This is a genomic window from Ruegeria sp. AL2 (genome assembly GCF_056540845.1).
The window spans coordinates 361063-382180 of record NZ_JBQFXM010000002.1 but is presented as its reverse complement, the minus strand read 5'-3'; the positions used below and the strand labels follow the sequence as shown (position 1 = coordinate 382180).

Below are 21118 nucleotides of genomic sequence, written 5' to 3'. Positions count from 1 at the left end.
CATGGGCTCTCCAGCATCGGATGCACTGTGGATTTCAACGTTCTTGCAGGCGCAGGCGGCAGAGCTTGGCGCTGCGACCAATACGCTGCTGGCTTATGGGCGCGACCTGAAAGATTTTGCCGAATGGCTGGACCGCAAGAAATCCGGATTTGATCAGGCAGATCGCGACCTGATCGAAGCCTACCTGATCGACTGCGATGCACAGGGCTTGTCACTTTCGACCCGCGCACGGCGTTTGTCTGCTATAAAGCAGCTGTACCGGTTTGCCTTCGAGGAAGGCTGGCGCGCAGCCAATCCTGCCATTCAGATCAAAGGTCCCGGCCGGCAGAAACGGCTGCCCAAGACGCTGGATGTGCCCGAAGTTGATCGTTTATTGGAGGCCGCCCGAAAAACCGGGAGAAACGAAGCTGACAGGCTAAGAAACACCTGCCTGATGGAGGTTTTGTACGCCACCGGAATGCGGGTGACTGAACTTGTCTCCCTGCCAGTCTCCTCGGCCCGTGGCGATCCCCGGATGCTGCTGGTGCTGGGCAAAGGGGGGAAGGAGCGAATGGTCCCCCTGTCGCCCCCGGCCCGGGATGCGCTGGCCGCGTGGCTGACCGCGCGGGACGAGGCCGAGGATCTGGCCGTGGAAAAAGGCGCTCAACGCTCGCGCTTTCTGTTCCCATCACGCGGTAAGTCCGGTCATCTGACACGGCACAGGTTCTTTTTTCTGGTGAAAGAGCTGGCTGTACGCGGCGGTGTTTCTTCTGAAAAAGTCACACCACACACGCTGCGCCATGCATTCGCTACGCATCTGCTGGCCAATGGTGCTGATCTGAGATCGATCCAGACGTTATTGGGTCATGCAGACGTGGCGACGACCGAAATCTATACGCATGTTCTGGATGAACGTCTGGCGGAACTGGTGTTGCAACATCACCCGCTGAGCAAAGACCGCAATGAGGACAAAGGCTAAGACCTTGATCCAGCGGAGCGACGTCCCCATAACGGATGCAGTACACTAACCTATCAAGGACCAATGGAACCCTTACCTTCTATGATCGACGGCGCATTCTGGTTTACGACCGGCGCTATCCTGTTTCTGCTTATCCTGTCCGGATTTTTCTCGGGCTCGGAAACGGCGCTGACCGCCTCATCAAGGGGGAAACTGCGCGCTCAGGCCGACAAGGGATCGCGCGGGGCTAAAAAGGCGCTGGAAATCACCGACGACAACGAACGTCTGATCGGGTCGGTTCTGCTGGGCAACAACCTCGTCAACATTCTGGCTGCGTCACTGGCGACGGCGTTGTTCACACGTCTTTTTGGCGAAAGCGGCGTGGCATTGGCGACACTGGTCATGACCTTTTTGGTGCTGATCTTTGCCGAAGTTCTGCCCAAGACATACGCCATCACCAATTCCGAAAAGGCCGCTGCGGCCGTTGCGCCGATCATCAGCGTGGTCGTGACGGTGTTTTCGCCTGTCGTCGCAACCGTGCGGTTGCTGGTGCGTGGCGTATTGCGTTTGTTCGGAGTTCAGATCGATCCTGACAGCAACATTCTGGCCGTGCGCGAAGAAATCGCAGGCGCCCTGCAACTGGGCCATTCAGAAGGGGTTGTTGAAAAAGAAGATCGCGACCGCATCCTCGGCGCGCTGGATCTGGGCGACCGCACGGTGGAAGAGATCATGCTCCACCGTTCCAACATCGAGATGATCGATGCGAACGCCCCACCCGAAGCTATCCTGAGGCAATGTCTTGAAAGCCCTCACACTCGTCTGCCTGTTTTCAGGGACGAGCAGGAGAACATTGTTGGCGTTGTTCACGCCAAGGATTTGTTCCGCGCGATGTATGCACAGGCTGGCAGCAGCGACGGCGGCACCGACCGTCTGGCCAGCTTTGACATCGGCAAAGTCGCGAATGCCCCTTATTTCGTTCCAGAGACCACAACTCTGGATGACCAGATGCGCGAGTTTCTGCGAATGCACGCTCATTTTGCGCTGGTCGTAGACGAATATGGCTCATTGCGTGGCCTGATCACGCTTGAGGATATTCTCGAAGAAATTGTGGGCGAAATCGCCGATGAATTCGATATCGCCGAAGAGGTGCCGGTCATGCGGACGGATGATGGCCAATTCCTTGTCGAAGGCGCGATGACCATTCGTGACGCCAATCGTGCGCTGGACTGGTCGCTACCGGATGAAGAGGCCAACACTCTTGCTGGTCTGGTCATCCACGAAGCCCAGATGATCCCGGTTGTTGGGCAAGTATTTTCGTTCCATGGCTTCCGGTTCGAGGTCACAGCACGCGAAGGCAATCGTATCACAGCCCTGAAAGTGCGGCCCTTATAGGGTTTGGACGCAAGACAAAAACGACGCGCTCTGTCGCTCGTATGACAGAATGCTTAATCGTTGATCTGCACCGTCCTACCAGAAAAGGAGGAGCGGATGAAAAACACATGCCAGGTGGCCGTCATTGGTGGCGGCGTTGTCGGGTGTTCGGTTCTTTATCACCTGACCAAGCTTGGGTGGTCGGACGTCATGTTGCTGGAACGGTCCGAACTGACCAGCGGCTCGACCTGGCATGCAGCAGGCGGGTTTCACACCCTCAACGGCGACACCAACATGGCGGCGCTACAGGGCTACACGATCAGGCTGTATAAAGAACTGGAACAGATCACCGGCATGTCCTGTGGCCTGCACCACGTGGGCGGTGTGACACTGGCCGACAATCAGGACCGGTTTGATATGCTGCTGGCCGAACGCGCCAAGCATCGGTTCATGGGGCTTGAGACAGAAATCGTCGGCCCGGAAGAAATCAAAAAGATCGCGCCCATTACGAACATCGACGGAATTATCGGCGCTCTTTACGATCCGCTGGATGGTCATTTGGACCCGTCAGGCACCACCCATGCCTATGCCAAGGCCGCGCGAATGGGCGGCGCTACGATTGAAACCCATTGCATGGTGCGTGAAACCAACCAGCGCCCCGATGGAAGCTGGGATGTCGTCACCGACAAAGGCACAATCCATGCCGAACACATTGTTAATGCGGGCGGGCTTTGGGCACGCGAAGTTGGTGCCATGGCGGGTGTCTATTTCCCCCTGCACCCGATGGAGCATCAATACCTTGTCACAGACGCGATCCCCCAGATCGAAGCGATCATTGATGCGGGTGGCGAGCATCCGCATGTCATGGATCCGGCGGGTGAAAGCTATTTAAGGCAGGAAGGGCGTGGTCTGTGCATCGGGTTCTATGAACAACCCTGCAAGCCTTGGGCAGTAGACGGCACCCCGTGGGATTTCGGGCACGAGTTGCTGCCCGATGACTATGACAAGATCACCGACAGTATCGAATTCGCCTATCGCCGCTTTCCCGTGCTGGCTGAGGCCGGGATAAAATCGGTGATCCATGGGCCGTTTACCTTTGCCCCAGATGGAAACCCGCTGGTCGGCCCTGTACCCGGAATGCGCAACTACTGGTCGGCCTGCGGTGTCATGGCCGGGTTCAGTCAGGGTGGCGGCGTTGGCCTGACGCTGGCGCAGTGGATGATCGAAGGCGAGCCAGAGCGCGACGTGTTTGCCATGGATGTTGCCCGCTTCGGCGACTGGATCAGCCCAGGTTATACCCGCCCCAAAGTCATCGAGAATTATCAGAAACGCTTCAGCGTTGCCTATCCGAACGAAGAACTGCCCGCCGCACGCCCCAACCGCACAACACCAATGTATGACATCTTCAGCGATCTTGGCGCGGTTTGGGGGCAGCAATACGGCCTTGAAGTGCCAAACTATTTTGCGCAGGAAGACGAGCCGGGATTTGAAACGCCATCCTTCCGCCGCTCGAACGCGTTCGAGGCGACGGGGCGCGAAGTGCGGGCGGTGCGTGAAGCTGTAGGTATCAACGAGGTCCACAATTTCGGCAAATACCGCATCACCGGACCCAATGCTCGGAACTGGCTGGACCAGATCATGGCTGGTCGCATTCCGAAACCTGGTCGGCTGTCTTTGACCCCGATGCTGTCGCACAAGGGCAAGCTAATCGGCGATTTCACGGTTTCCTGCCTGAGTGACACTGAATTCCAGCTTACGGCGTCCTATGGCAGTCAGGCCTTCCACATGCGGTGGTTCCAGCAAAACGCTCAGGACGGTGTAACAATTAAAAACATCAGCGACCGGTTGAACGGTTTCCAGATTGCCGGCCCAAAGGCAACGCAGGTTCTGGCGACCTGCACACGAGACGACCTGACGGATTTCAACTTCCTGAACGTGCGACGGATGACTGTCGGCATGACCGACTGTATCGTTCAGCGTGTCAGCTATACGGGCGATCTTGGTTATGAAATCTATTGCGACCCCTTAGCGCAGCGTCAGCTTTGGTGGACGCTGTGGGAGGCCGGACAACCCCACGAAATTGTTCCGTTCGGAATGCGCGCAATGATGAGCCTGCGGCTGGACAAGTTTTTTGGCTCATGGATGCGAGAGTATTCGCCGGATTACACCGCCGCTGAAACGGGATTGGATCGGTTCATTGCATTCAGCAAAAACACCCGTTTCATCGGCCGCGATACAGCGGAATTAGAACGGGCCAACGGAACCATCCGCCAGTTGGCAGCCTTCGAGGTTGAAACAGACGATGCGGACGTCAACGCCTATGAACCGATCTGGCTGGATGGTTCGGTTGTTGGGTTCTGTACCTCCGGCGGCTACTCTCATTTTGCGCAGAAATCTGTCGCCATGGGCTTTCTGCCGTCCGGGCGCATAGAAGATGGTCTGGAGGTTGAAATCGAGATTCTGGGGCAGATGCGCAAAGCGAAGGTTATCTCGACACCTTTGTTTGACCCAGATGGCACACGCATGAGGGGATGACAGCACACATGACTGACAGCAGTGTGGCGCAATGACCGAAATCCCCATCATCCTGCTTGCTGCCGGTCATTCCAGCCGTATGGGCGGGCTGGACAAGCTTATGCAGCAAATTGATGGCATTCCACTGCTGACCCGTACGGCGACCCTAGCGCGTGGCGTGGCACCTGTCCTTGTCGCCCTGCCACCGCGCCCGCATCCAAGATACGATGCTCTTGCAGGAATGGACGTACAGACCGTTCCCGTACCGGACGCGGCCGAGGGAATGAATGCCAGTTTGCGCACCGCCATAAAACACCTTCCTGTTGATGCACCCGCGGTCATGGTTTTGCTGGCCGACTTACCCGACCTGACCCAGACCGATCTGAGAACGATCTTGAAAGCACGCCAGTTGCATCCCGACAATGTAATCTGGCGCGGAACAACCACAGATGGAAAGCCCGGGCACCCGGTGATCTTCGATCGGACGCTTTTCAGTAAGCTTTCGGCATTACACGGCGATCACGGCGCGCAGACGGTGGTCCGGTCACAACAAGGTGGCGTATTCCTGCAACCCCTGCCCGGTCAAAACGCGGTTTTGGATCTGGATACGCCGGAAGATTGGGCAGCTTGGTGCAAGAAACGCACCGTTTAAATAAACACGGCCCGGTCGATATCGACCGGGCCGGTGCCCAATACAGGACTACCACTTTCCACAATTCCAAAAGTTTGACCAATAGGTCTTAAAGACACTCTGGTTCCCTAGCCGCTAAACCTAAACAAGACCCCCTCGTTAACACGCCGCTAAAACTTCCGGTAACTGAGTTAGCCGCCAGCGCCCCCTAGCGCTTTTGGCTTCCCCTCACTTGGGCAATTTCATCCTCACTTATCCGATCCTTAGAAACAACGTAAAATTGGAAGAATAGGTTAATTTCGCGTGCCTCGATTTGGCTTTTAGGCAACATAGCACTAAGGCTTGCTCAACCTATAGGCGATCCAAGTCCGGTGCACGTATCATCGATTCGGGATTAAGCGCAAACTTATGCACCCATTCAGCTGCCTATCGGCAAAGTTACAGCGTCAAGCCCGAAGTTTCCCGGACTCGCCCACAACCATTGGAAGAGCAGCATTTTTCCCCACTGTTCTGTGAAAGCATTGTCAACAAAACAATGAAAATTCAACTTTTTTGAAAGTTTGACGTCTGTTTTGGCAACAATCCTCCGATTCGCCTTCGACCTCCTCGGTTAAATCGGCGAATCCTGATCAACGTCCTTCACCACAAAACACCCGCTTTGTGGCAAAATTAAGATTTATTAATTGATCAGTCAGGAAACCCCAATCCTGACAGTGCATCTCATGTCTCAACGCGCAACGGAAATTGCGTGATCAAACCAGGAGACAGAAATGAGCATCCGAAAATCTTCGCTTTTACTTCCCCGCACATCCAACTGGATGGGGGTCAGCGCATTGGGCGCAGCCATGCTGGCCACAACCGCTATACCTTCGATGGCGGATGAAGCGCTTGCCGATCTTGTCGAAACCGTTTCCCCTTCGGTTGTAACCATCATTGCCGAGCAAAAGACCGCCCCAAGCCCCAAACAGGGTCAGAATTTTGACTTTGACGGTCACCCGTTTGGGGAATTCTTCAAACGATTTGGTGGGCCTGAAGGGTTCAACATGCCTCAACGCGGTCCGGCACAAGGGCTCGGGTCAGGGTTTGTACTGGATGAAGCCGGTTATATCGTCACCAATCACCATGTGGTGGACAATGCCGCGACTGTAACCGTTCGCCTAAGTGATGACCGGACATTTGAGGCCGAGGTGGTTGGCACCGACCCGCTGACAGACATTGCAGTCTTGAAGATCGATGCAGTCCCGGGCCTGCAAGCCGTCGAACTGGGTGACAGCGATGCAATCCGTGTTGGCGAAGATGTCGTAGCGATCGGCAACCCGTTTGGTTTGAGCTCCACGGTCACTACCGGCATTGTATCGGCTAAAGGTCGCAATATCTCGGACGGGCCATATGCCGAGTTCATTCAAACGGACGCAGCTATCAACAAGGGCAACTCTGGTGGCCCGCTTTTCAACATGGACGGCGAAGTGATTGGCGTGAATTCGGCCATTTATTCCCCCAGTGGCGGATCTGTCGGGCTGGGATTTGCCGTAACCTCGAACATCGTTGAACATATTGCAGCCGATCTACAGGATGACGGGCAGGTCAGCCGTGGGTGGCTGGGTGTTTCGATCCAGAATATCAGCCCGCAGCTTGCGGCGGCGCTGGGAATTGATGCCTCCTCGGGTGCACTGGTGGCAGATGTTGTCGCCGACAGCCCTGCAGATGGCGTCCTGGAACAAGGCGATGTTATCCTGTCTTTCAATGGCGAAGCCGTAGACTCCAGTGGTGACCTGCCCATTCTGGTGGGAACAACCAAGGTCGGCACCGCCAGTGATTTGACCATTCTGCGCGATGGCAAACAGGAAACGGTCACGTTGACCGTTGGCCAGCATCAGGCAGCGGCGGCTCAGTCCGACACCCCTGTCGATTCTGATGCAGCAGGCACGTCGCTTGGTGTCACCGTGGCCCCGCTGACCGAAACGGTGCGGGCTGAAGCGGGTATTGCTAAAACCGTCGAAGGTGTGGTCGTCACAGACTTGCAACCGGACAGCCCTGCGGCCCGGGCGGGTCTGCAACGCGGTGACGTGATCGTCAAACTGGGCAACCAGGACACGTTCACACCCGAAGCGCTGAAGGCCGCACTGGACAGCGAAAAGACAGACCCGGCACTGGTATTGATCAATCGGGCCGGCAGCCAGATTTTCGTTGCTGTCGAACTGGTCTGACGAACACCATGCGCGCGCCGCTTGATGGGGAGATCCGGCGCGTGCCTCACCCGGCGGACCTGAGTTGTCCGCTGTCCGTCGGGCTTGCCGGGTGCGTGCCCAGCACCCGGCAAGATCGTCAGCAAACCATATGCTTTGTTTGAATTTTGTGTTTAAATCCTTAAGGAAAGGAACCACATCATGAGCCGCCGTCTGTTGATCGTCGAAGATGACGCTGACACCAGGGATTTCATTGCCAAAGGGTTTGGCGAAGAAGGCTATGTGGTCGAAACGGCTGCTGATGGCCGCGAGGGATTGTACCACGCTACGGACGGCGGTTTTGACGCCATTGTGTTGGACAGGATGCTTCCCGGTCTGGACGGTCTGTCCCTGATCAAATCCCTGCGTGCAGCAGGGCTGAAAACACCGGTGTTGATGTTGACGGCCATGAGCGCAGTGGACGAGCGCGTCAAAGGATTGCGATCAGGCGCCGACGATTATCTGGTCAAGCCCTTTTCGTTTCAGGAACTTCATGCGCGGATCGAAGCCTTGTTGCGGCGTCCGCAGGAATCCGAGGAAACGCCGACGCTGACCTGCAAGGATCTTGAAATGGATCTACTGACCCGCAAGGTTACGCGGGACGGCCATGAGATTACGCTGACACCTCGTGAATTCCAGATCCTTGAGTTCTTTCTACGCCGCAAGAACCGTGTCGTGTCGCGTACCATGCTGCTTGAAGGCGTCTGGGACTATCATTTCGACCCGAACACCAACGTTGTGGATGTTCATATTTCAAAGCTGCGCCGCCAGTTGGATGAAGGCGGAGACATACCTTTGATTGAAACAGTTCGCGGTGCGGGTTACATGATGTCCGATGGATAACCTTCGGCTTTCCCTTAATAATTCAAGAACAAGACTTGTCGCCACCAGCATGGTGCTAAGCACGTTCCTGACCGCGTCTGTGCTGGCATTGGTCTATGTGACAGCCAACCGGAGCATCGAATCCGAGACCCGATCGGTCGTGTCCGCCGAACTGACCGGGCTTGCCGATGAGTATGAACGGCGCGGGCTGATCGGGCTGATTACAGCGATCGAGCGTCGTCTTCCAAGCGCGTCCGATCGAGACGCGCTGTATCTGCTGGCGGATCGGCAGGGCGTCAAGCTTGTGGGTAACCTGAAAACCTGGCCGGTCAATGTGACCGCCGGAAGCGGTTGGGTCGACCTCGAGTTGCGCAGGGCTGACAATGACCAACTGGTGCCCATCTCGGCCGCTTCGATCCGATTGCCCGGTGGTGAACGCCTTTTGGTGGGACGGGATGCGGCGGTCCGTCAACAATTCGACCGTGTATTGTTCCGATCTCTGGCACTGGCGCTAGGAATAGCATTTGTTCTGAGCGTGATCACTGGCTGGCTGTTCACACGTCTGGTGTTTTCACGCCTGTCAGACATCGCAAGCACAGCCGAAAACATCGTTTCCGGCGATCTTTCCAAGAGGATGCCCCTGCGCGGAACCGGGGACGAGTTCGATCAGGTCTCTGGCACGTTGAACAACATGCTCGACAGGATCGAAGAGCTGGTGAGCAATCTGCGCACCACGTCGAACTCTATCGCACATGATTTGCGCTCTCCTTTGTCCCGCCTTCGCCAAAGGGTCGAATCCCTTTCCGAGCCCGGCAAAAGCGATCTGGACCGCGAAATCGACATTGCGCGGGCTACGGGAGAAATCGACCATGTTTTGCGGGTCTTGGGGCAGCTTACCGAGATATCGCGGGCCGAGGCCGGTCTGGGGCGCGAGCAATTCGAAGACATTGACTTGCAGCAACTGGTTGGAGATGTCGTGGAACTGTATGACCCAGTGGCCGCGGATCAGGACATCCGCCTTGAGGTTACAGGCTCTGCCCCCTCAATTCAGGGGCACCGGCCCCTACTCTCGCAGGCTCTTTCTAATTTGCTGGAAAACGCGATGCGTTATGCGCTGGCAGATACCGCAATCACGATCTCTATCGGTACCAAGGACGGATTTGCCCAATTGCGGGTTCGGGACCGTGGTCCTGGTGTTCCGCCCGGAGAGTTGGATCGCCTTCAACTTCCCTTCGTCACACTTGATCCGGCGCGGACGGAACGCAATGCGGGATTGGGGCTCGCGCTGGTTGCCGCGATTTCACATATGCATGGCGGGACATTCGCAGCCCGAAACTGCGACCCAGGTTTGGAAACTACGATCAATCTGGCAATTCAGAGTTAATCCGGCAGTCCGTTTATCGCCAATACCTTGTTTTTGTACCGTTTATCCCCTGTAACTTCCGCACAGAACCAACCCGGCGGGACATAGGCATTTGCGTCTTCACTGGTATGGAACTCAACCTCAACCAAACGCAGGGGTTCCAGACCGCCTGAAAAAACATCCAGCTCGAACTGGTGGCCGTCTGGCATTAGATCCGTGTAACGCACCTTCTCGACCCGGCGACCTTGGGTTTCCGGCCAGAAGGTTTCAAACTGGTCTCGGGTTATCTCTGCCTCACGCTCAACACGTACAAGATCACCGCCGCCTTTTAAGGTCAGGAAAAACACATTGTTCTTTTGCCGAAGGCGCAATTCGGTCGAGTCCTCCGGCGCGGTGAGGTACCCCTGACGCACCTCTGCTTTTTCTGCGCGGCTCAGGTTCGGCAACCTTGCCACCAGAAACTTGCGTTCAATTTCTTTGCTCATCAGGGTGCCCCCGCTCTTTCTTCCAGCTCATCAAACAGCGCCCGATATGCCGCACCAGCAGCGCTACGACCTGCGTAAGTACAGACAGGGCCCCGATATTGCCCCATCTTTTCGACATCCGCAGCGAAAGGCACAACCGCGTGTAAAATGCGCTTGGGATGCTGGGCGCGCATTGAAACCATCGTTTCCCGATGCAACAACTTCCGGTTCTGCACCATCGAAAAGAACGCCCGCAGCTTCTTCTTACGCAGCCCGTGTTTGTCGAAAAAGCCAACCAGCTGATCGAATGACCGCTCGGACAGGGTTGTGGGAATGATCGGAACAACGATTTCATCAGCGGCCCGAAAGATATTCTCGGACAAGGTGGAAAAATTGGGCGGGCAATCCAGAAGAACCAGATCATAATCACTGCCAGCCGCCGACAATGCCCTTTTCAGACGCGATCGTTTGTTCCGCATGCGCGACAGGAAGATATCAAAGTCGCGGAAAGTCAGGTTTGCGGGCAGAACGTCCAACCCGTCAAAATCACTTGCCCGGATGGCTTTGGTAAACCGCTCCACATCCTCAAAAAATCGGGCATCCGTCAGTTTTTTTGACGGTTTCACCCGAAAATAGAACCCGGACGCCCCCTGAGGATCGAGATCGCATAGCAAAACTTTTTGGCCAGCCTGCGCATAGGCATAGGCCAGGTTCACCGAAGTAGCGGTTTTTCCGACACCGCCCTTATTGCTGTAACAGGCAATGATCTTCATTCCCTACTCCTTTTTGTGGTGAAACAGACTGCGGAACATGTGCCGGATTTCTTGCCCGTCGAACTGAAGGAAGCTTGCGACAACGCGTTTTCTTTCGGTCTTCTGACGTTGATCAAGCACAGCGATTAGGCCGCCCACGGACAAACCGATCTGCGCGTTTACGTGGCCTTGCGTATCGGCGTGCGACGCTACAAAGGTCAGCAACGCGTCTTGCTGCACAGAATAGTCGTTGAACAAACCAAGATTATCCTGAAGTTTTTTCAACGGTTTAAGGATCGTTCTCAATCCGTTCGCATCGAAGAGCGGGCAAACAATTCCATCAGATATCTTAGTTTTTTGCATTCGATACGAAGCTCATGCACCGTCTTGTCTGGCGTATCATCGCTTATGCCGCGCGCCAGTTTGCACATCTTGCGATAATGCTTCCAGATCAGCGCGCAGGCATAGTCATACGTGCCGCGATGCGCGTTTGGTCCGAGGTCCAAGTGATCAGTACTGGTGAACATTGCGGTCAGGTCGGTCATGGACGTCGTGTAGTCGGCGCTGCGCAACCAGCGAGATAGGCGCAGTTGCTCTTGTGTACGTTCCGTTTGAAACTGATCAAACATCTCGGACAGTCCTGCGTGAAGGCTCGGCGGGATAAGATTGAAATACTTGTCTTTTTTCAGAAGGTAGACATCCAAATCACGCAGAGGTCCCGTGGGGGCCATAAGATCGGAAAAGAGCCGCTTCAGTTCGGCCGTCTGGGCCTCGGACAACACACCCTTGAACAGGCTGATCACTGACCTGATCTTGCGCAACGATACCCGGTAATCGTGCAAAAACTCGGTGTCGATATCAGCGATCATGCCCTCCTCGTTTTGCCGTGCAACCATCAGATATATTTGAACGATTTTCGCAGCGACTTCGCTGCAAGGATCTGCTTGACCGAACTTTATTTCAGGCTTGGCCTGATAGGGAACCATGTCTGGAAACAGACTGGGATAGACCGTTTCAACGTCACGAACACCGCCCGAAACGCGATCGAGAGCGGAACGGACCAACTGATAGGCCTTCTTATACCCGCGCAACTGCTGAATTCGTACAATGGTTGCCTGCCCTGATGGCGTCGACATGTACGTTAAAGTTCCCCTGACTTTTGTCTTTTGCAGATCATCAAGCACGGCGAAGGTCTTTGCCTCGATCTCTCCAACACCAATCTGCGTCAGCGCCCGTAGTTCAGGAAAGTCGCTCAGCGCCTTCTGAACCGGCCCTTCTGGCAAGTCCCGTGCAAACCGCAGATGCCCCGAGTGCTGCTGAGACAAAGGGCCGTGGTCCTTCCGCAGCAGGTGCAACACCCCGCCAGTATCGATCAAAGCACGACCCGAGGCGCGCAGTGACTGATCGTGACAATCCAGCAATGCGAAAGCTGCGACGGGGCTATCGGGTGAAACTTTTTGGGAAAACCCGGCAATGGCATTTGCCAGAGCCGTTTCGTCAATCCTCGCTGGGAAAATGAACTGATCGCTTGACGATCTGGTCATGATACGCCTTTCCAGTTCAACTTCAGAAACCCCTTTACAGGTTTCTCAACGATCATATGCGCGCGCCCCTTGTTTGGTTTGGTTGCTCCAACGCCATCCAAGGTTCTCCTTTTCAGTCTCGGCTGAACCCGAAAGGACATCAAGGCATTATGCCTGCGACCGAGTGTAATCACGGGGTGACAGGCCTCGGGTGCCGAAGTAAGACACCGCTATGAACGAACCAGTATCTTCGATCCGAAACCTTGGCCCCGCCTTTGAACAGGCCTGCGCACGTGCTGGTATTCATTCGGCTGAGGCGCTGCGAGAACTGGGGCCGGACGAAGCCTATGCCCGCCTGTTGCGCGCCGGCACCAGGGCGCATTTCATCGGATATTATGTTCTGGTGATGGGATTGCAGGGCCGCCCGTGGAACGATTGCAAGGGCGACGAGAAGAAAGCCCTGCGCGAAAGGTTCGACGCAATCAAAGCTGGTAACGGTGCTGCTCCGGAAAACCAGATGATTGCAGATCTGGACGCCATCGGAGTTCGTGTTGCACCAAAGGACTTAAAGCAGCTCTGAACGAATAAGGCCGCACCCAACCAAGGATGCGGCCCCTGTTTGTCACCAATGGCTGTGGCTTAACCGACCAGTTCAATGCCCGAGAAGAAGTATGCGATTTCAACCGCTGCGGTTTCCGGTGCGTCCGAACCGTGGACCGAGTTTTCACCGACCGATTCCGCGAATTCAGCGCGGATGGTGCCGGGGGCTGCGTCCGCAGGGTTCGTTGCGCCCATGACTTCACGGTTCTTTGCAATGGCGCCTTCGCCTTCCAGAACCTGAACAACAACCGGAGCCGACGACATGAATTCGCACAGTTCGTCATAGAACGGACGTTCGGCATGAACGTCATAGAACTTGCCAGCCTGAGCTTTGGTCATGTGAATGCGCTTTTGCGCCACGATGCGCAGGCCTGCTTCTTCGAACTTGGCGTTGATCTTGCCGGTCAGGTTGCGGCGGGTTGCATCGGGTTTGATGATCGAGAATGTGCGTTCCAGTGCCATGTCGGCCTCTCCTTATAATGTGACGCGGGATCCGCGCCGAAATCCATCGCGCGCCGGGTATCACGGTCTTTGATCCATGAAAAGTGTAATGATGCCTTGCCGGTGGCTTTGCAGTTCAGATTGTTTCTGGCAAAGGGTCGACACGGTCCAGTCGACGAACGTAAAGCACCGCCATCAAGCCGGCAAAGCTACAGGCCCACATCATGCCCAGTACCAGATACGGCCCGTTTTCGGGGCTGACGAACGCGCCGGTCATTGAGGTCAGAACAGCTCCCAAAGCCACGATCATTGCCCCCGACAGCCCTGCCGCGCTACCTGCCAGCCCGGGGCGTACCGACATGACACCGGCCGCGGCATTGGCATTGGTCAAACCGTTGCCAAAGCCGACACAGATTGCCGAACCGAAGAAGACCCAGACCGATCCCAGATCAGCGAGAAACAGCATCAATCCGCAGAACGGGCCAGTTGAGGCCACGATCCGCCCCGACAATATCATTGTCGTCAGGCGCGTCCGGGCCGCAATCCGACCGGTGACAAAATTGCCAACCATGAACCCGCCGGTGATGATGCCAATCCCCAGCCCCAGCGTTGCTGGGCTCAGGTCGAACCACGCTGCGGCAACCAGCGGCGCACCGGTGATAAAGCTGTAGAACCCCCCAATCGAAAACGCCGCGCATAGGGCATAACCCCAGAACCTGCGGGCACTGAACAGGTGTGGGTATTCGCGCAGTTGGGCACCAAATGTGGACGAGCGGTTCGTGTTGGTTTCGCCCAGGTCGAACCAAAGCAGCACCAGCAACCCTGCTCCAAGCAACGAGTACAGGACAAACCCCGAACGCCAACCGAAAAGCATATCCAGCGCCCCACCCAACATCGGCCCAAGCATCGGGGCTAAGGCCATGGCCATCGCGACGTAACCGAGTTTGCTTGCCGCCTCATTCGGTGCGTAACGGTCTCTGATCGACGCGCTGGACAGGACCGAGCCGGCGACAACAGCAGCCTGAAGCAGGCGGAAGCCAAGAAAAACCCAGATCGATCCGGCCAGTGTGCATCCGATCGACGCAAGGAAAAATATTGATATACAAATTAAAAGGATAGGTCTGCGCCCAAAGCGATCCGATAACGGGCCCATGATCAGTTGCAACACTGCCGAAACCGCCAGATACCCCGCGACCGACAGGTTCATCAGGCCGTAATCCACCGTGAAGTCTTCACTCATATGCGCCAGCGACGGCAGGAACATGTTGAGCGTCAGCACAGACAGCGCCGTAGCAAAGATCAATGTGATCAGGGATGGAGGCGTCCGGGCCGCGCGCATGTGAAAAACCGCTTCAAAAAGCAAACGAGACAGCGCTAACACATTGCTTGATGCTTGAAAATGCCAAGCCGCTGGCGGCGGCATCACACCTCTGCTAAGAGCGCCTCATGTTACGGATCGAAGACATCACCTATGCCGTTGAAGGCCGCCCATTGTTTGATGGCGCCAGCGCAACCATACCAGACGGTCACAAGGTTGGCCTTGTGGGCCGGAATGGCACGGGAAAGACCACGCTTTTTCGCCTGATCCGCGGGGAACTGGCGCTGGAATCGGGGAATATTGCGGTCCCCAAGCGCGCCCGCATTGGCGGGGTCGCGCAGGAGGTCCCATCATCCAACGTTTCGCTGATCGACACTGTTCTGGCCGCTGATACCGAACGCAGCGCCCTGATGACCGAGGCTGGCGACGCAACGGATCCCACGCGAATTGCCGAAATCCAGACCCGGCTGGCCGATATCGACGCCTGGTCGGCCGAGGCCCGCGCGGCCTCGATCCTCAAGGGGTTGGGGTTCGACGACGCAGACCAATTGCGCCCCTGTTCGGATTTCTCGGGCGGTTGGCGGATGCGCGTGGCCTTGGCGGCGGTTCTGTTCTCACAACCGGATTTGTTGCTGTTGGACGAACCGACCAACTATCTGGACCTTGAAGGCGCGTTGTGGCTCGAAAGCTATCTGGCCAGGTATCCACATACGGTCATAATCATCAGCCATGACCGGGGCCTGCTGAACCGTGCCGTGGGGTCGATCCTGCATCTGGAGGATCGCAAACTCACCTATTACGCCGTGCCTTATGACAAGTTCGCTCAACGGCGGGCGGAATGTCTGGCACAGGCAGAATCCGAAAACGCCAAAGCCAAAGCGCGCATCGCTCATTTGCAGAGCTTCGTGGATCGGTTTCGCTATAAGGCATCCAAGGCCGTTCAGGCCCAATCCCGCCTGAAAATGATCGAACGCATCCAGTTGGTCTCAACCCCGCAAGAAGCCGCTCTGCGTGCGTTTTCCTTCCCCGAGCCCGAGGAACTATCGCCACCGATCATCCAGATCGAAGGCGGAGTGACCGGTTATGGCGAAACCGAAGTACTGCGCCGCCTGAACCTGCGCGTCGATCAGGATGACCGCATCGCGCTGCTGGGCAAGAACGGTCAGGGCAAATCAACCCTGTCCAAACTGCTGTCAGACCGCCTGCCCCTGATGGCTGGCAAGATGACCCGCAGCAACAAGCTGCGCATCGGGTATTTCGCTCAGCATCAGGTGGACGAGCTTTATGTGAACGAAACGCCACTGGACCACCTGCGCCGCCTGCGCCCGGACGAGGCGCCGGGCAAGTGGCGCTCGCGTCTGGCGGGGTTCGGCCTGAACGCGGCTCAGGCGGAAACCGAGGTTGGCCGCCTGTCGGGTGGGCAGAAGGCGCGCCTGTCGCTGCTGCTGGCAACCATCGACGCACCACATATGCTGATCCTCGATGAACCGACGAACCATCTGGATATCGAAAGCCGTGAGGCGCTGGTCGAAGCGCTGACCGCCTATTCGGGCGCTGTCGTGCTGGTCAGCCACGACATGCACCTGCTGTCGCTTGTTGCCGATCGGTTGTGGCTGGTCTCGGACGGTACGGTCAAATCCTATGACAGTGACCTTGAATCCTATCGTGCCCTATTGCTGGCGCGTGACAAGCCGGTGAAAGAAAAGCCACAAACAGAGAAGCCTAAACGCGCCTCGCGCGATACCATGCTGGCATTGCGGGCGGACCTGCGCAAATGCGAGGACCGGGTCGAGAAACTGACAGAGATGCACGACAAGCTCGCGGCAAAACTGGCCGACCCGACGCTTTACGAAGACGACAAGATCAACGATCTGGAAATCTGGAATCGCAAATTCGCCGAGGTGGTCGAGGCTATGCAAAAAGCAGAAGCGCTTTGGATCGCTGCTGCTGAGCGACTGGAACAGGCAGAAACGGTATGAGCGATCCTGTCGTTGAAACCAAAGCAATGATCGCGGGAATGCATCCCGAAATTCAACCCGGAGAATTCGCATTTGTGGTCTGGCCCGAAGATATGGACTGGCCCGACGGGACACGCGCCAGTTACGTCGAGGCCGAAGGGCTGTCTTTAGTCGTTCCGATCAATTGCGCACCAACAGAGGCGGTTGCTATGCGCTGTATCACACTTCAGGTGCACTCCTCGCTGGAAGGCGTGGGTCTGACCGCTGCGGTCTCGGGGGCGTTGGCACAGGCCGGAATTCCGGCAAACATGGTTGCGGGCTATCACCACGATCATGTTTATGTTCCGTCCGGACTGGCCGAAGACGCCCTGAGAATTTTGAAACATCTGCAACAGAGTAGCAAAGAGTGATTGACACCGCATTTCTGATCACCGCGTTCACAACGCTTTTCGTGGTTCTTGATCCACCGGCGCAAACGCCGATTTTTGTGGCCCTGACCCAGAACATGGATTGGCACACGCGCCGCTCTGTCGCTGTTCGCGCGTGCCTGACTGCTGGCGGCATTCTGGCGATGTTCGCGGCCTTCGGCGAAGCGCTGCTGGGATTTGTCGGCATCTCGATGGAGGCGTTTCGTGTTGCGGGGGGTGTTTTGCTGTTTCTGACCGCGCTCGACATGCTGTTTGAACGCCGGACCAAACGTCGTGAAAACAGCGCCGAAGAGGAAGAACATCCGGACCCGTCTGTGTTTCCACTGGGTATCCCACTGATTGCAGGGCCCGGTGCGATTGCCACTATGATCCTGCTGGCCGGTCAACATCCCGGCATTCAGGGCCTGGCCGTGGTCATCGGCGTTATGCTGGTCGTTCTGGCAATGGTTTTTGTGATGTATCTTTCATCAGGGGCCGTGGCACGGCTTTTGGGGAAAACCGGATTGAACGTGTTGACCCGGCTTCTTGGGATGCTGCTGGCTGCATTGTCTGTTCAGTTTATTCTCGATGGCCTCAAGGCCTTTGGATTTGCATCTTAAATCCCCATATTCACAAGGTTAGAGGGATTTCCGGGTAACCGCATGGACAGTTTCGACATTGGACGCCTGATCTATCTGGCCCTGCTGGGGGCGGCGCTGCTGATGTGGTTTGTCACGCATAATCGGCAGTCGCTTAGCAAGACATTGCAGCAGGTCATGGCATGGGTGTTCATATTCGTCGGGGTCATCGCACTGGTCGGCCTGTGGGAGGATATTCGCTCCTCGGTCGGTCCCGCACCGCAGATGAGTGTCACCGGAAACTCGGTTGAGGTTCCCCGCGCCTATGACGGCCATTATTACCTTCCGGTTCTGGTGAATGGTGAGCTGATTACCTTTCTTGTCGACACCGGTGCCAGCCAGATCGTGTTGAACGCGCAGGATGCCAAACGGGCAGGCATTGATCCCGATCAGCTGAATTATTTCGGGCGCGCCTTGACTGCAAACGGTGAGGTGCGTACCGCGCCGGTGCGGCTTGAGACCCTGACGATAGGACCCATTACGGATCAGAACGTTTCGGCCTGGGTCAACGAGGGTGAGCTGGATAAATCGCTTTTGGGGATGGAATATCTGCACCGTTTTTCAAGCATTCAGTTTGCGGATGGCAAGCTGATCTTGTCCCGTTAATGCTCCTCACCTCTTGAGAACAAAAGTGGAACATGATAGCTTGCAGGCATGTCTGCTCAGCTTCTTGGCCACAAACCTGCGCGTCAGGTACCGGGGGTAAATCTCCATTCGCAGATCACCCTGCAACCGGGCCGCGTGCACGAGGCTTGCGGCCCCGCCCGGCGCAGCTTTGCCATCTGGCTGGCCGGTCAGACACAGGGGCCCGTGCTGTGGATTTCCCCCGCGTGGGAGCCCGCCCAACTGAATCCCGACGGAATGATGGCCTTTGCTAATCCGGCGCGTTTTCTGTTCGTCCATCCCACCCGCGCCGAAGATCTGCTATGGTGTATTGAAGAGGCGCTGCGCAGCGGAGCCATCCCGCTGATCATAGGCGACCTGCCCGGCGCACCGGGGCTGACACCAGTGCGGCGGATGCATCTGGCCGCAGAACAAGGCGGCACGATGGGCCATGCCCCGCTTGGCCTGCTGCTGACGCCCGGTGATGGCGGCGCACAAGGGGTTGAGACACGCTGGCACATGGCCTCCGCCCATCAGGGGGATGCCAGGCACTGGACCCTGACCCGCCGCCGCGCCCGCGCCCTGCCCCCGGTCAGCTGGCAAGCCACTCAGACCGCTGCCCGCACCGGTCTGCACCTGAAACGCATTGAAACAGAGGACATTCTGACGTGAAGCCGCAAGGATCACGCAAGATGTGACTGGCCAAACTCTGGATCGCACCCTAGCGTCGCCGCATGAGCCATCCGATCCATGACAGCCGCTATTCCTGGATACGCCTTCTGATCACGCTCGCCATCGCAACTGTGGCGAATGTGGGAATGTGGGCTGTAATCGTGGTCATGCCCGCCGTCGAAGCAGAATTCAGCGCCGGTCGCGCCGAAGCCTCGATGCCATATACACTTACGATGATTGGATTTGCGCTGGGCAATATGTGGCTGGGGCAACTGGTGGACCGGCTGGGTGTGACACGCGCCCTGATCGGCGCTGCTGTTTTAAGCGCCTTCAGTTATCTATTGGCAACGCTGGCCCCGAATATAACGCTACTATCCGCGGCGCATCTGCTGGTCGGGCTGGGAACATCGATCGGATTTGGGCCCTTGATCGCCGATATCTCGCACTGGTTCATGAAACGGCGTGGAATCGCCGTCGCTCTGGTGGCCAGCGGGAATTACCTGTCTGGGGCAATCTGGCCTACTCTGCTGTCCGGTATTCTGGCACGCGACGGCTGGCAACAGGTCTATCTGACACTGGCGGCTCTGACGTTGCTGGTTGTCATCCCGCTGTCCTTGTTGTTGCGCCGCAAGGTCCCAATCGAGGCGCACAGCACAGCCGCGGCCACAGCCCGGATCAACGCACGCAGTGTCGGTGTCTCACCACGCGTGTTACAGTACATTCTTGGTCTGGCCGGCATTGGATGTTGCGTAGCGATGTCCATGCCACAGGTCCATATCGTGTCGTATTGCGTCGGGCTGGGATACGGCCCCGCAGTGGGGGCTGAGATGCTATCGCTGATGCTACTGGGCGGCGTCGCCAGCCGTATCGTCTCGGGCCTGTTGGCCGACCGTCTCGGTGGCGTCATGACACTTCTGATCGGCTCTGTATTGCAGTGCATCGCGCTGTTCCTGTTCCTGCCGTATGACGGGATGGTCTCACTTTATGTGATCAGCTTGCTATTCGGTCTGGCGCAGGGTGGCATCGTGCCCAGCTACGCTTTGGTTGTCCGCGAATACATGCCGCCGCAAGAAGCCGGTGCGCGAGTCGGATTCGTCATGATGATGACAATTCTTGGCATGGCGCTTGGTGGCTGGATGTCAGGCTGGATTTACGATGTCACCGGAAGTTACCAACTGGCTTTCGTCAACGGCATTCTTTGGAACGGTTTGAACATTGCCATCGTTCTGATGTTGATCAAAAGATCTCGCCCCAGACGGGACACGGTCATGGCATGACACACCTGACCCGCCGCTTCGTACTTACGGGGATGGCGGCTCTGCCTTTGGCGAATACGGTGCAGGCCGCCTTGAAGCCATACAATTTGTCACCGAACGGCACCCGGGTCGGTTTTACCTTTGACCTCTCCGGCATTCCCCAGACCGGATCAATGCCGATCCGGGACGCGAACGTGGAAATTGACACGCAACGCCTGCAAAACAGCCGGGTCACGGTGGTGCTGGACGTTACCAAGGCCAGAACCCGCTTGCCCTTTGCCCGCATGCCGATGCTCGGCCCCAGTGTATTGGACGCCGAAACCTATCCGACAATTCAGTTCGTATCGACTGACATTCAATTGGGGGCGGATGGGCGCATTTCGAATGGCGCTCGTGTCAAGGGAGAACTGACTATCCGAGGTCTGACGCACCCCATAACCTTGGAAGCCAACCTGTACCGCCAGCCTGGTACAGCCGCGAATGACTTGAGCCGCCTGTCCATAGGTTTAACCGGGACTTTGAACCGGCACGATTTCGGTGCCTCGGGTTATCCCGATCTGGTAGGACAACACATTGGGCTGGACATTCGTGCCGAGATCATTCGAGCAACCTGACTGACAAAA

21 protein-coding genes are annotated in these 21118 nt (G+C 56.8%); 15 read left to right on the top strand and 6 right to left on the bottom strand.

What is annotated here, in order from left to right; translation table 11 throughout:
• Position 1 precedes the first annotated feature (1 nt).
• From ACR0ID_RS05755 to ACR0ID_RS05725, 7 genes are all read left to right on the top strand, one after another.
• On the top strand, positions 2–958 hold the full coding sequence (locus ACR0ID_RS05755) for a site-specific tyrosine recombinase XerD (protein WP_480604312.1): 957 nt from the start codon (positions 2–4) through the stop codon (positions 956–958).
• 63 nt (positions 959–1021) lie between these two features.
• Positions 1022–2329: an HlyC/CorC family transporter gene (locus tag ACR0ID_RS05750; RefSeq protein ID WP_480604310.1), complete on the top strand. Its 1308-nt coding sequence runs from the start codon at positions 1022–1024 to the stop codon at positions 2327–2329.
• A 96-nt stretch (positions 2330–2425) separates the two neighbouring features.
• The gene (locus tag ACR0ID_RS05745) at positions 2426–4843 is read left to right on the top strand and encodes a GcvT family protein (RefSeq protein WP_480604308.1); all 2418 of its coding nucleotides are present in this window, start codon (positions 2426–2428) and stop codon (positions 4841–4843) included.
• Positions 4844–4874: 31 nt separating this feature from the next.
• Positions 4875–5474, top strand: a complete 600-nt coding sequence (locus ACR0ID_RS05740; RefSeq protein ID WP_480472395.1) for a nucleotidyltransferase family protein — start codon at positions 4875–4877, stop codon at positions 5472–5474.
• A 749-nt stretch (positions 5475–6223) separates the two neighbouring features.
• Entirely contained in the window at positions 6224–7660 is a 1437-nt protein-coding gene (locus ACR0ID_RS05735; RefSeq protein ID WP_480604306.1) for a DegQ family serine endoprotease, read from the top strand.
• Between the two features lie 180 nt (positions 7661–7840).
• Positions 7841–8521 (top strand): response regulator transcription factor, encoded by a 681-nt coding sequence (locus tag ACR0ID_RS05730; protein WP_209504130.1) that lies wholly within the window; start codon positions 7841–7843, stop codon positions 8519–8521.
• A gap of 49 nt (positions 8522–8570) precedes the next feature.
• Complete coding sequence (locus ACR0ID_RS05725; RefSeq protein ID WP_480604303.1) at positions 8571–9884, top strand: sensor histidine kinase; 1314 nt, start codon at positions 8571–8573, stop codon at positions 9882–9884.
• Here the strand turns inward: ACR0ID_RS05725 and ACR0ID_RS05720 are convergent.
• From ACR0ID_RS05720 to ACR0ID_RS05705, 4 genes are read right to left on the bottom strand one after another with little or no spacing between them, the layout of a single operon-like run.
• Positions 9881–10348 carry a CYTH domain-containing protein gene (locus ACR0ID_RS05720; RefSeq protein WP_480604301.1) on the bottom strand — a complete coding sequence of 156 codons (468 nt, stop codon included), beginning with the start codon at positions 10346–10348 and terminating at the stop codon, positions 9881–9883. The two genes, ACR0ID_RS05725 and ACR0ID_RS05720, sit on opposite strands and share 4 nt — an antisense overlap.
• Positions 10348–11100: a ParA family protein gene (locus ACR0ID_RS05715; protein ID WP_480472387.1), complete on the bottom strand. Its 753-nt coding sequence runs from the start codon at positions 11098–11100 to the stop codon at positions 10348–10350. Before ACR0ID_RS05715 ends, ACR0ID_RS05720 begins: the two co-directional genes overlap by 1 nt.
• A gap of 3 nt (positions 11101–11103) precedes the next feature.
• Positions 11104–11337 carry a hypothetical protein gene (locus tag ACR0ID_RS05710; RefSeq protein WP_480604299.1) on the bottom strand — a complete coding sequence of 78 codons (234 nt, stop codon included), beginning with the start codon at positions 11335–11337 and terminating at the stop codon, positions 11104–11106.
• A 44-nt stretch (positions 11338–11381) separates the two neighbouring features.
• Positions 11382–12623, bottom strand: coding sequence for a CHAD domain-containing protein (locus tag ACR0ID_RS05705; RefSeq protein WP_480604297.1), 1242 nt, complete (start codon positions 12621–12623; stop codon positions 11382–11384).
• Between the two features lie 211 nt (positions 12624–12834).
• On the opposite strand from ACR0ID_RS05705, the gene ACR0ID_RS05700 reads away from it, so the two are divergent.
• The gene (locus tag ACR0ID_RS05700; protein WP_480604295.1) at positions 12835–13182 is read left to right on the top strand and encodes a TfoX/Sxy family protein; all 348 of its coding nucleotides are present in this window, start codon (positions 12835–12837) and stop codon (positions 13180–13182) included.
• Between the two features lie 59 nt (positions 13183–13241).
• On the opposite strand, the gene ndk is transcribed toward ACR0ID_RS05700, so the two are convergent.
• Positions 13242–13664: a nucleoside-diphosphate kinase gene (gene ndk, locus ACR0ID_RS05695; RefSeq protein WP_008757405.1), complete on the bottom strand. Its 423-nt coding sequence runs from the start codon at positions 13662–13664 to the stop codon at positions 13242–13244.
• 115 nt (positions 13665–13779) lie between these two features.
• Entirely contained in the window at positions 13780–14982 is a 1203-nt protein-coding gene (locus ACR0ID_RS05690) for a Bcr/CflA family efflux MFS transporter (RefSeq protein WP_480604293.1), read from the bottom strand.
• Positions 14983–15089: 107 nt separating this feature from the next.
• On the opposite strand from ACR0ID_RS05690, the gene ACR0ID_RS05685 reads away from it, so the two are divergent.
• The 7 genes from ACR0ID_RS05685 (at position 15090) to ACR0ID_RS05655 (ending at position 21109) form a co-directional block, all read left to right on the top strand.
• Positions 15090–16940, top strand: a complete 1851-nt coding sequence (locus ACR0ID_RS05685; protein ID WP_480604291.1) for an ABC-F family ATP-binding cassette domain-containing protein — start codon at positions 15090–15092, stop codon at positions 16938–16940.
• On the top strand, positions 16937–17329 hold the full coding sequence (locus tag ACR0ID_RS05680) for an ACT domain-containing protein (protein WP_480604290.1): 393 nt from the start codon (positions 16937–16939) through the stop codon (positions 17327–17329). Before ACR0ID_RS05685 ends, ACR0ID_RS05680 begins: the two co-directional genes overlap by 4 nt.
• Positions 17326–17946, top strand: a complete 621-nt coding sequence (locus ACR0ID_RS05675; RefSeq protein ID WP_480472375.1) for a MarC family protein — start codon at positions 17326–17328, stop codon at positions 17944–17946. The genes ACR0ID_RS05680 and ACR0ID_RS05675 overlap by 4 nt, the downstream gene beginning before the upstream one ends.
• Positions 17947–17988: 42 nt before the next feature.
• Positions 17989–18570: a retropepsin-like aspartic protease family protein gene (locus ACR0ID_RS05670; RefSeq protein ID WP_480516764.1), complete on the top strand. Its 582-nt coding sequence runs from the start codon at positions 17989–17991 to the stop codon at positions 18568–18570.
• A gap of 48 nt (positions 18571–18618) precedes the next feature.
• On the top strand, positions 18619–19239 hold the full coding sequence (locus ACR0ID_RS05665; protein WP_480604288.1) for an ImuA family protein: 621 nt from the start codon (positions 18619–18621) through the stop codon (positions 19237–19239).
• Positions 19240–19301: 62 nt separating this feature from the next.
• On the top strand, positions 19302–20516 hold the full coding sequence (locus ACR0ID_RS05660) for an MFS transporter (protein WP_480604286.1): 1215 nt from the start codon (positions 19302–19304) through the stop codon (positions 20514–20516).
• Complete coding sequence (locus ACR0ID_RS05655) at positions 20513–21109, top strand: YceI family protein (RefSeq protein ID WP_480472367.1); 597 nt, start codon at positions 20513–20515, stop codon at positions 21107–21109. Before ACR0ID_RS05660 ends, ACR0ID_RS05655 begins: the two co-directional genes overlap by 4 nt.
• Positions 21110–21118 lie beyond the last annotated feature (9 nt).